General features: G+C 35.0%; 7 protein-coding genes. 6 read left to right on the forward strand and 1 reads right to left on the reverse strand.

The genetic code is table 11. The annotated features are described in order from the left end of the window. Positions 1-43: 43 nt before the first annotated feature. From E7480_06650 to E7480_06675, 6 genes are all read left to right on the forward strand, one after another. Positions 44-829, forward strand: a complete 786-nt coding sequence (locus E7480_06650; GenBank protein ID MBE6904271.1) for an amidohydrolase — start codon at positions 44-46, stop codon at positions 827-829. Positions 830-942: 113 nt separating this feature from the next. Continuing rightward, entirely contained in the window at positions 943-1,890 is a 948-nt protein-coding gene (locus tag E7480_06655; protein ID MBE6904272.1) for a phosphodiester glycosidase family protein, read from the forward strand. A 25-nt stretch (positions 1,891-1,915) separates the two neighbouring features. Further along, positions 1,916-3,091, forward strand: coding sequence for a hypothetical protein (locus E7480_06660; GenBank protein ID MBE6904273.1), 1,176 nt, complete (start codon positions 1,916-1,918; stop codon positions 3,089-3,091). A gap of 26 nt (positions 3,092-3,117) precedes the next feature. Further along, the gene (locus E7480_06665; GenBank protein MBE6904274.1) at positions 3,118-3,873 is read left to right on the forward strand and encodes a hypothetical protein; all 756 of its coding nucleotides are present in this window, start codon (positions 3,118-3,120) and stop codon (positions 3,871-3,873) included. A gap of 18 nt (positions 3,874-3,891) precedes the next feature. Continuing rightward, a complete protein-coding gene (locus E7480_06670) occupies positions 3,892-4,431 on the forward strand; it encodes a CDP-diacylglycerol--glycerol-3-phosphate 3-phosphatidyltransferase (protein MBE6904275.1) in 540 nt (179 codons plus the stop codon). A gap of 51 nt (positions 4,432-4,482) precedes the next feature. Then, positions 4,483-6,801: an AAA family ATPase gene (locus tag E7480_06675; GenBank protein MBE6904276.1), complete on the forward strand. Its 2,319-nt coding sequence runs from the start codon at positions 4,483-4,485 to the stop codon at positions 6,799-6,801. 398 nt (positions 6,802-7,199) lie between these two features. Here E7480_06675 and E7480_06680 read toward each other — a convergent pair. Next, the coding region (locus E7480_06680) for an adenylate kinase (GenBank protein ID MBE6904277.1) at positions 7,200-7,636 on the reverse strand (437 nt) is incomplete at its 5' end.

Raw genomic sequence — 7,636 nt, forward strand, 5'->3', positions numbered from 1 at the left:
TTTTTCATTTTGTGTAAATATTTTATTGGAAGGACTTGCAAAAATGCAAAAAATAATAGATACTCACGCTCACGTATTTCCTGATAAAATAGCCCATAAGGCTGTTTTTGGCATATGTGATTTTTATGATTTTCCCAGAGAAGAGGGTCAGGCAGGAACCTATGAAGATTTGAAGAAAAGCTCCTGCGAAATAGGCGTAGATTACCATGTTGTTTGCTCTACTGCTACCACAAAAGAACAGGTTGAAGCTATCAACACCTGGATTTCCACTCTCCCCTGCGAAACAACTATTGCATTAGGCACTATTCATCCCGACTATGAAAATATATATGATGAAATTGAGCGTATTATTTCTTTGGGTTTAAAAGGAATCAAGCTTCATCCTGATTTCCAAAAGTTTTATGTTGACGATAAAAAGGTTTTTAAAATATATGAAGCTGCCGAAGGCCGTCTGCCGATACTTATGCACTCCGGCGATTACAGATACGATTTTTCCTCTCCCAAAAGAATTTCAAACATTCTCAAAGAATTTCCCAAGCTTGATGTAATTGCCGCTCATTTAGGCGGATATTCACGTTGGGAAGATGTTAAAAAATTTCTTTTAGGTAAGCGAGTATGGTTTGATACCTCAAGCTCTTTATGGTTTATGAAAAATAAGGAAGCTATTGAAATAATAAGAGCACACGGAACAGATAAAATTATGTACGGCACCGATTATCCTATAAGACATCCAAAACGTGAGCTTGATAAATTCAACGAGCTTGACCTTACTCAAAAAGAAAGAGAAGATATTTTCTTCAATACAGCAAGTAAGCTCTATAAATTTTAAGCATATCGGCATATCAACGATATGCTTTTTTCTTTCTTCTTTGCTTGACTTATAATAGGTTTTAATATATAATTATAGATTATACAGAAAGAGTTTTTTGGTGGTGATTATTTATGAAAAAATCACATAAGCTTACAATAAAAATTTTATCGGGAATTTTTGCTTTTTTACTTTTGATTGTCTATCTTCTTTACGGACATATAACCTTTATTAAAAGGACAATTATTACCTCTGCTATGACCACACTTTCGCACCAATGGATAGCTGAGATTTTATATTCCGATGATACTATTCAAAAGGTTATGAGTGAAAACCGTATTGAGTTTTCCGACCTTAAAACCGACCCTTCGCTAATTGAAATTAAGCAAAGCGATAAAGATTACGAGCTCATAGATATTTCAAGTAAAATTTTCAAAGGACATCTTTTAAAAATTTACAATCCTAAAACCGTTGAGCTTGTATGCGCTGAAAATTTAGGCGAGCGTGGCGAAAAGCTATATGAGCTTTTACAAAAAAACAACGCAGTTTCCGGTATCAATGCAAGCGGTTTTAAAGACAGCAGCGGACACACAAAAGGCGGTGTTCCCAACGGTTTAATAATGGTTGACGGCGAAATAATTTTCAGCGAATTTGACGAATACGAAAATATAATCGGCTTAAACAAGGACGGCAAGCTTATTTTAGGAAGCTTTAAAGTCTCAGAACTTAAAGAAAACGATATTGAAGATGCTATTGCCTTTGGTCCCAATCTTATTGTAAACGGAGAAAAGACAAAAATTTTCGGTGACGGCGGTTGGGGTATTGCTCCAAGAACTTCAATTGCTCAGACTAAAGACGGTGCCATTCTTTTTCTTGTAATTGACGGGCGTCAGCTTTCAAGTATAGGTGCTACTCTCAAAGATGTTCAAGAAGTTCTTTATGAGCACGGAGCATACAATGCTGTTAACCTTGACGGTGGTTCCTCGTCTATTTTAATTCATAATAATAAAACTATAAATAATCCCTGTACTACAATAACGGGAAGATTTTTACCTACAGCTTTTGTTGTAAAAGAAAATTAAACTATTTTAAAGGAGGAAATATTACTTGAAAAACGAAGATACAGTTGAAATTCCTAAAATAAAAAGAGTTTTGCGTTCTATCCGTCTTATTGTTGTGATATTTTCCATCCTTTTAGCTCTTGTTTTAATTCTTACAAATACTCAGAATATCAATATTGATAATTTCAGACGAATTTTTGCTAAAATTGATTTTGGAATAAACAGCAGCGGTAACGGCGGAGACGGATATATTTATTTTTCCGGAAGTGACAGCGCTTTTGCTCCTTTTAAAGGCGGTCTGGCTGTTTGCTCTACTGAAAATGTAAAGGTTTTTGATGAAAAAGGAAATTTGTTTTCCAATATTTCATCCGCCAAGTCAAAGCCTGTCGTTATAAGTTCTCCGAAGCATATTTTAAGTTACGATTTAAACGGAAAAGTTCTTACTGTTTCCAACAGCTTTGCAACTTTATTTGAAAAGAGCTTCACTAACAACATTTACTCTGCCGATATAAGTCAAAACGGAGGTTTCTGCGTTGTTACTTCCGAAGAAGGATATAAGGCTAAGGTCACTGTTTTTGGCAATAACTATAAAGAAAAATACAGTGTTTACAGCTCCGAAAAATACGTTATTGACGCTGCCCTTTCCCCTGACGGTAAAATTCTTGCTCTTGCCTGTGTTTTTCCCGAAGGCGTAGTCTTAAACAGTGTTATAGATTTTTATAAAATCGGAGAAAAATCTGCCTTCTCACAAATTTCTCTTGAATGTGGCACGGTTTTTGATATACATTATAAGGACAACGGCTCTCTTTTAGCTTTAGGCGACAAGGGTGCTACCTATATCAACAAAAAGGCATCTTCAAAAGCTGAGATTTCTTTTGAAGGACGCTATCTCACCTCTTATGAGCACAGCTTAGAAAATACAGTTTGTATTTTATCTCAGGATATGTCAAGAAATGCAAACCACGTACTTATTATAAACGACAAAGGAAAAGTTTCTCTCAATTGTGATACAGAATATAAAATTATTGATGCCGCTGTTTGTCAAAACGTTATTGCTATTTACACCGGTGACCGACTTATTTTTATAGATGAAAGCGGAAACGATAAAATTAAAATCAAAAAAACAATTATTATCAATGAAACCTATGATAAAATTTTTGCAAGTAAAAACAACGTTTTCCTTATTGCAGGAGAATACGCAAAAATAGAAAACTTTTCATAATTATTATTTAAAAGGAGATTTTTATTATGTCAGTTGCTTTGGATATTATAACCCTGGTACTTGTTTTAGGCTTAGTTATTTTGGGAATATTTAAAGGCTTAGTTAAGTCTCTTATCGGTCTTTTAAGCGGTGTAATCGCTCTTGTTATTGCCTTTGTTGTTTCAATTCCTTTTGGCAATTACATAGGCGACAATCTTATCAATCCTGCTATTACATCTGTTTTCACAAAACAGATAGAACAGTCAGCAAATTCAGAGATTGAATCTAATCAAAATGCAGAAGGCAGCGAAACCGATAATAATATTGACCTTGATAATATAGATATTGAGGAAGCTTTAAAAAACGCTCCCGAAGCTATTAAAAATATTCTTCAAACCTTTAAAGTAAATCCCGAAGAGATTATAGAAAGCATCAAAGAAGATTCTGCCGACACTGTTGAAGAATATAAAGCATCTGTTCTTGATGCCATTATTACCCCTGTTTCAAGAGGTGTAGGAAGAATTATCGCCTTTGTTATTTTATTCATTCTAAGCTCTATAGCAATTTATCTTATTTCTATTCCTCTGAAGCTTGTTTCTAAATTACCTATTATCAACAAATTCAATAAATTAGGCGGCGGAATTTTAGGATTGCTTCAAGCAACAATTATTATTTTTGTAATTTCATACCTTGTTACATTTGTTTCTCCTATCCTTTCAATTGACGATGGTGTATTTACCCCCACCACTGTTGAAGAAACTGTAGTATTCAAGCATTTTCATAATATTAATCCTATAAATTGAGAAAGGAAATGAGCTTATTTGAACATTCCAAATGCAATTACTATATTAAGATTTATTCTTGTACCTATTTACTTAGCTGTTTTCTTTACTGAAGGCAGAGGCGTTGCTGCAGGCACTGTATTTCTTATTTGCGGAATTTCAGATGTATTAGACGGTTATATTGCAAGAAAATATAATATGATAACTAAAATAGGACAGGCTCTTGACCCTCTTGCCGATAAATTTATGCTTATTGCTGTTGTAATCACTTTATGGTTAGGCAAAATAATCAGTATATGGATTGTGGGCGCTTATATTTTAAAAGAGCTTATAATGATTTTAGGCGGAACCTTACTTATGAAAAAAGACAATAAGGTTTTACCTGCCCGTTGGTACGGAAAGGTTTCAACTGCTCTTTTCTTTGCATTGACTGTTTTTGTGCTCTACGCTAAGGCAATTGATTTTTCTGTAGAAAGTAATTATCTTATTATCAATATTTGTTTTGGTGTTTCCTTTGCCTTTTCCGTTTTTGGATTTATCAATTATTTATTCCTTTATTTAAAAATTAGAAAAGATTAAATAATATTATATAAATAAACTTTAGAAAGCAATCGGTGATTTATGAATAGTATGATTTGTTCACGTTGTAAAAAAAGACCTGCCGTTGTATTTATTACTAAAATTGAAAACGGCGTAACAATAAATGAGGGACTTTGTCTTGTCTGCGCAAAGGAGTCCGGTGTCAAGCTTCCTATAAATGATATGATGAAAAGTATGGGACTTAATATGGATATGAGCGAGGAAGAGATCGAAAGCGTTACCGAGCAAATGGCTGAATTTATGGAAGAAATGACTCAAAATGCTCAGGACGAAGATTCCGATGATGAGTTTTCCAAAGGAGGAGCCGCATCTCTCCCCTCTTTTGATAAGCTTAATATGCTATTCAAAAATTCTTCTTCAGAAAATAAAGATGAAAAAGCTTCTCAAAACGAAAAAGGCAAAAAAGGTTCAAAGAACGATAAAAATGAACCTAAGTTAAAATATTTAAACACCTATTGCCAAAATCTTACCAACAAAGCAAGACACGGTTTACTTGACAATATTATAGGCCGTGATGAAGAAACCTACAGAGTATTACAAATTCTTAACAGACGTACAAAAAACAATCCTTGTCTTATAGGTGAGCCCGGTGTTGGTAAAACAGCCATTGCTGAAGGTCTTGCAATTAAAATTGCCAAGGGCGAGGTTCCTGCTCGATTGGCTAATAAAGAGGTTTATCTTCTTGACCTTACTGCTCTTATGGCAGGAACACAGTTCAGAGGACAATTTGAAAGCCGTGTCAAAGGTCTTGTAGATGAAATTAAAAAAGTTGGAAATGTATTGCTTGTTATTGACGAGGTACACAATCTCGTTGGTACAGGCGGAGATGCTGACGGTGCTATGAATGCCGCTAATATGCTTAAGCCTGCTCTTTCAAGAGGTGAAATTCAAGTTATTGGAGCTACAACCTTAAACGAGTACAGAAAGCATATAGAAAAGGATTCTGCTCTTGAAAGACGTTTTCAGCCTGTTATAATTAACGAGCCCTCTATTGACGATACTGTTAAAATTATAATGGGAATAAAGGAATATTACGAAAAGCATCACAGCGTAAAGCTTCCCGCTTACCTTGTAAGAAATGCTGTTACTATGTCGGAAAGATATGTAACTGACAGATATCTTCCCGACAAAGCTATTGACCTTATTGACGAAGCTTGTTCAAACTCAAGATTAAACAATAAAAAGGCTGACGAATTAGAAAAAATCGTTGCATCAATTTCTAAAACAAGCGAGAAAATAGAAGAGCTTTCTCTTGAAGCAAACGAGGAAAACTTTGAAGAAATTGCAAATCTTAAAACAAATCTTTTAAGAATGGAAGAAGAAAAGAAAGTTCTTGAGCCTTTTGCTGTATCAGAGGTTACTATTGATGATTTGGCAAGAGTTATTGAATTGTGGACAGGTATTGCTTCAAGTAAAATTAAAGAAGCGGAATTAGGAAAGCTTTTAAGACTATCTGATGATATAAAGAAGCGTATAGTAGGTCAAAATCAAGCCGTTGAGCTTATTTGTTCTGCCGTTAAAAGAGCAAGAGCAGGAATTGTACCGAGAAAACGCCCTGTTTCCTTTATTTTTACAGGTCCTACAGGCGTTGGAAAAACAGAGCTTGTAAAAGTTCTTGCTGATACTCTTTTTGATAATCCCGATTCTCTTATAAGACTTGATATGTCCGAATTTATGGAAAAGCACAGTGTTTCAAGAATTATCGGCTCTCCTCCCGGATATGTAGGATATGACGATGCGGGACAATTAACGGAAAAGATACGCAGAAAGCCTTACAGCGTAGTTTTATTTGACGAGATTGAAAAAGCGCATCCTGACGTACTTAACGTGCTTTTACAAATTCTTGATGACGGTAGAATTACAGATGCTCACGGAAAGCTCGTAAACTTTGAAAATACCTTTATTGTTATGACCTCAAATGCAGGCTCTGAAAAGAAAGGCGGGGCTGCAGGCTTTAACAAAACACAGGCTCAGCTTTCCAAAGAAAAAGCTTTAAAGGCGCTTTCCGAATTTTTGCGTCCTGAGTTTTTAAACCGTGTTGACGAGGTTGTTGTATTCTCTCCTCTTGAAAGAGAAAGCTTTGAAAGAATTGCCGAGCTTGCACTAAACGAGCTTAAAGAAGGTCTTAAAGAAAGAGAAACAGAGCTTATATGGACTGAGGATGTAGTTAAAATAGTTGCAGAACGTTCCTTCAGCCTTGAATACGGTGCAAGAAATGTAAGAAGAACAGTTCAAAGAGATATTGAAGATAAAATAGTGGATAAGGTTCTTAATGCAGGTGCTGATTTGAAAAAAATCAATTTAGACACCCAAGACAACGAAATAACTATTGAAATTGTTACACAATAATTAAAAAACAGCTTTTTGAAGGCGTTGTATCCGTAAGGACACAACGCCAGTTTTATTCGCCAAAGGCGAGTTGTATTGCTATCCAGTGATATTCGGCTTCGCCGAGTGGTATTACCTTCGGCAGAGTAGAAGCGAGTAAAATACCACTAAAACCACAGGTTTTAATATCACTTTGCCACAAAGCAAAATATCACTGTGAGACCCGTCTCACAATATCACTTTTGAATGTTTTTCTTTTTGGATAGTAAAACGGATGTGCAGAAACTCTACACATCCGTTTAATATTTTTCTCACACTGTAACAAGTAGGACATTTAGGCACCCAAATATCACTTGTTAGGATAATCTAAAACCCTTTTATAAGCAAATATCATCTGTTCGATAAATTGGAATTTATCGTTATAACTCAATATTGATTTCGTACTTATCGTCGATGAGTATATAGTTCACATTATACTTTTTTGCAAATTCTAACATCTGTGCATTTTCTGACAATACACTCTCCATTGTGCACCATTCATCATCCAAACGATTTTCAATGACATTTGCATATTTCTTTATGTCAGAAAAGTAATTTCTGATATATTCCTCACTCATTACCAGACAGTAATATTTGATGTTTTCAAGATATTCGGAGTTAAAGTCCTTCTGCCAATCGAATGGAATATAGCCACCTTCGACAATTAAGTTCTGCTTATTCTCAATAGCCGTTTTTATCATTTCCCGAACAATCGGCCACAAGTATTCGGTCAATTCATTATCATCCATAGGGGTAAGTTCTGTGTTGTCGCTACGAATTAAACCCATTTTCAGATGGTCTATTGACAGGTATGGAT

The sequence above is a fragment of the Oscillospiraceae bacterium genome (assembly GCA_015067255.1).
Lineage (GTDB): Bacteria > Bacillota > Clostridia > Oscillospirales > SIG519 > SIG519.

Excerpts from the sequence above, each read along its gene's own strand:
- E7480_06650 (MBE6904271.1), top strand. The coding sequence starts at position 44 with ATGCAAAAAATAATAGATACTCACGCTCACGTATTTCCTGATAAAATA.
- E7480_06655 (MBE6904272.1), top strand. The coding sequence starts at position 943 with ATGAAAAAATCACATAAGCTTACAATAAAAATTTTATCGGGAATTTTT.
- E7480_06665 (MBE6904274.1), top strand. The coding sequence starts at position 3,118 with ATGTCAGTTGCTTTGGATATTATAACCCTGGTACTTGTTTTAGGCTTA.
- E7480_06675 (MBE6904276.1), top strand. The coding sequence starts at position 4,483 with ATGATTTGTTCACGTTGTAAAAAAAGACCTGCCGTTGTATTTATTACT.